Origin of the sequence: Planktotalea sp. (genome assembly GCF_018607965.1) — a bacterium.
Taxonomy (GTDB): Bacteria; Pseudomonadota; Alphaproteobacteria; order Rhodobacterales; family Rhodobacteraceae; genus Planktotalea.
Map to the genome: position 1 here is coordinate 1 of NZ_JABBAM010000168.1, position 2,859 is coordinate 2,859.

The 2,859-nt window shown below is 50.2% G+C and carries 3 protein-coding genes; 1 reads left to right on the forward strand and 2 read right to left on the reverse strand.

Annotated features, from left to right (window positions below; translation table 11 throughout):
* Positions 1-10 precede the first annotated feature (10 nt).
* Together QZ279_RS14685 and QZ279_RS14690 are read right to left on the reverse strand one after the other, a co-directional pair.
* On the reverse strand, positions 11-187 hold the full coding sequence (locus QZ279_RS14685) for an HIT family protein (RefSeq protein ID WP_293452214.1): 177 nt from the start codon (positions 185-187) through the stop codon (positions 11-13).
* Positions 180-563, reverse strand: a complete 384-nt coding sequence (locus QZ279_RS14690) for a nuclear transport factor 2 family protein (protein ID WP_293452217.1) — start codon at positions 561-563, stop codon at positions 180-182. The genes QZ279_RS14685 and QZ279_RS14690 overlap by 8 nt, the downstream gene beginning before the upstream one ends.
* A gap of 449 nt (positions 564-1,012) precedes the next feature.
* Between QZ279_RS14690 and QZ279_RS14695 the strand changes: the two genes are divergently transcribed.
* Positions 1,013-2,859: AMP-binding protein (locus QZ279_RS14695; RefSeq protein ID WP_293452219.1), on the forward strand; the 1,847-nt coding region annotated here is incomplete at its 3' end.

Sequence of the window (2,859 nt, forward strand, 5' to 3'; positions counted from 1 at the left end):
AGGCCGCACGTTAATACCCCTGCTTACTTGGGATAACTCCACGTACCCCACCTCTCGGGTCAGCGACATCATCATCACGTCTTGGAATCAAGTGTATGTGTACGTGGAAGACCGTCTGACCTGCTGAGGCTCCAGTATTGATGCCTATGACGGTTTGCGTACAGCCAAATATTTGAAGGCTAATCATGTGAGTTAAGTGTATTTTCTCCAGCCATGTAGATACGTATCTCAGAGAACAACCCTTGCTTCACTGTAAAGAAGTTGCAGTTCGATTTATTTACGATCTCACCGTTGTTGAGTTTATTAGTAACCCTAAAGCGGACAGCTATATTATCGTCGGTCGCTCCCTCAACCCAGTTAAACTGATCATGTTTAACCCACTGATGATTACCCCATAACCTAAGAAACATCGCACTTATCTCTTCATGGCTGCTCAGTTTCACCCCGTGTGTTTCGACGGTCAACACGCATTCTGGTGTCATTAGCTGCAGTATTGATGGGAGGTCTTCTGTATCAACAAAGGTAAAATAATCCGTTACTAATTGTTTGAATGGTGAACTCATAGCTATGTCTCCACTGAATTTAAGCACCGAACATTCTCATCTGATGTTGGAGAAAGTATTCTAGGTCAGCAGTATTGTAATCATTCTTCATTATGCCAGTATGCGTATCTGCTGGAGCATTGCCAGTGGTGCTACCCAAGAGTCCGTACATATCTACAGATGGGGGGCCGAGTGTGGGGTTATGTTGGCTGTGAGGGGCAGCAGGAACACCATCTCTACTCATGCACCAATTTCAAGCTAAACCGTACCGCTGCTCTCGCTGAGTGGCGTTAGTTATTGAGCGCATAGATTTAGGCTGCTCGAGCAATCTGATGCGAGGTCTCATTAGTTTCACAGCTCCCGTTGATAGATTGGAGGGCAACTAGGCCTAGAGTCAGAATCAGGATTGCCCAATTCTGTTTGTTGAGAAAGACTAACTCGAAATCAAATACAGACTTGAGGAGCATTCGATGGCTAATCTGGGAAATGAACCTATCCGGAACGCGAGAGACCTTAAATGTTTCGAGGCTGAGATGTCGCTCGAGGAACGCTTGCCGGAGAGCAGCATTCTAGACGTATTTATTTCAAGTGCTGATCAGCGGCCCGACGCCCCCGCGATCACGATGTTGATGACAGGTGCTGCGGATGAGCAGCCACGTCAGGTTGGGTATGCTCAGTTGCTTGGGCTTATCCGAAGAGCGGCCAATATGTTTTCCGCTCTGGGGGGACCAGCACCAGGCGTTGCTTACATGCTACCGTCTCTGGTCGAAACGCATGTCACTTTATGGGGCGCGGAAACATCCGGTTTTGCAGTCCCTATTAACTTCCTTTTGCAGCCAGATAGCATCGCCGAGTTGCTCAAAGCATCAGGTGCAAAAATCCTGGTCGCTCTTGGCCCACACCCTCAGCTGGATATCTGGGAAAAAGCATTACAATTAAAAAGCCAGATTCCTGGCCTGATCCTCGTGCGAGTTTCGCCTCCCGGAGATCGAGTGGAAGAGGGCGTGATTGATTTTGGTTCAGCCTTGATGGCGCAACCTGATGATCACCTGACCTTTGGTGAAGCACGCGGAGGCAATGATGTGGCCGCGTATTTTCACACTGGTGGCACAACTGGAGTGCCAAAGCTGGTCGCACACACACATCGTAGCCAATTGGTAGCCGCTTTTGGCGGGGCGTCTATGTGCGGTTACTCCTCTAGCGATATTCTGACCGCAACGTTTCCATTATTCCATGTTGCAGGAACCATTGTTGCAGGTCTGAGTGTCTTTATGGCGAGCGCGCAAATGCTCATCATGTCGCCAGCTGGCCTGCGCAATCCTGCTATCGTAGAGGGTTTCTGGCGACTAACAGCCCAATACAAAGCCACGTTGGTGGCTGGTGTTCCAACCGCACTTGGCGCAGTGTTGCAAACTCGGGTGGGTGAATATGACATCAGCGCTGTGCGAGCAGGTCTGACGGGTGCTGCACTGTTACCTCCTGCTGTTGGGCACCGGTTCACGGAAGTTACGGGCTGCACTCTTTTTGAAATATTGGGAATGACTGAAGCCTCAGGATTAATCAGCATTGATCCTGCCTGCGGGGACGGCGCTACTGGGTCTGTTGGTTGGGCGCTGCCCTACACTCAGGTCGACGTGTTGCACCAGAAGGCGGATGGTACACTTGATCAGGCATGCGATATCGGCGAAATCGGTGTCATCGCGATCAGCGGAGATCACGTTTCGCCAGGCTATAGTGATCCAAAACAAAACAACAATGTGTTCAATGATGGCGTGCTAAATTCTGGCGATCTGGGGTACAAGGATGCGCAGGGGCGGCTCTACATTGCTGGTCGATCAAAAGATCTGATTATCCGCAGCGGCCACAACATTGACCCAGCGATGATCGAAAATGCCATGACCACGCATCCCGCAGTCGCAGTTGCTGCTGCGGTAGGTATGCCCGACGCCTATGCTGGAGAGTTGCCCGTTTGCTTTATTCAGTTGAACGAGGGCGCTGAGGTGAGCGTTACAGAATTACAGGAGCATGCCCAAAGCACAATTGATGAGCGTCCTGCATGGCCGAAGAAGATACAGATTATCGACACGATACCTCTAACCTCAGTCGGTAAAATCTACAAACCAGTTTTGCGGTGTGAAGCCGCCAAATTGAGGGTAACAGATTTGGTTCACAATGAGATGGGTCTGGGTGACGCGAACATCGATGTCGTAGACGGTGGTGCACGTGGTATGCGTGTCACAGTGTCGGTTGTTAAAGGAGATAAATCGTTCGTTCCTGCTCTTGAGCAGGCGCTTGCGGCTTACCTATTTGAGGCTAA

Coding starts and splice junctions, on each gene's coding strand:
- QZ279_RS14685 (WP_293452214.1), bottom strand. CDS start 187: ATGATTAGCCTTCAAATATTTGGCTGTACGCAAACCGTCATAGGCATC.
- QZ279_RS14690 (WP_293452217.1), bottom strand. CDS start 563: ATGAGTTCACCATTCAAACAATTAGTAACGGATTATTTTACCTTTGTT.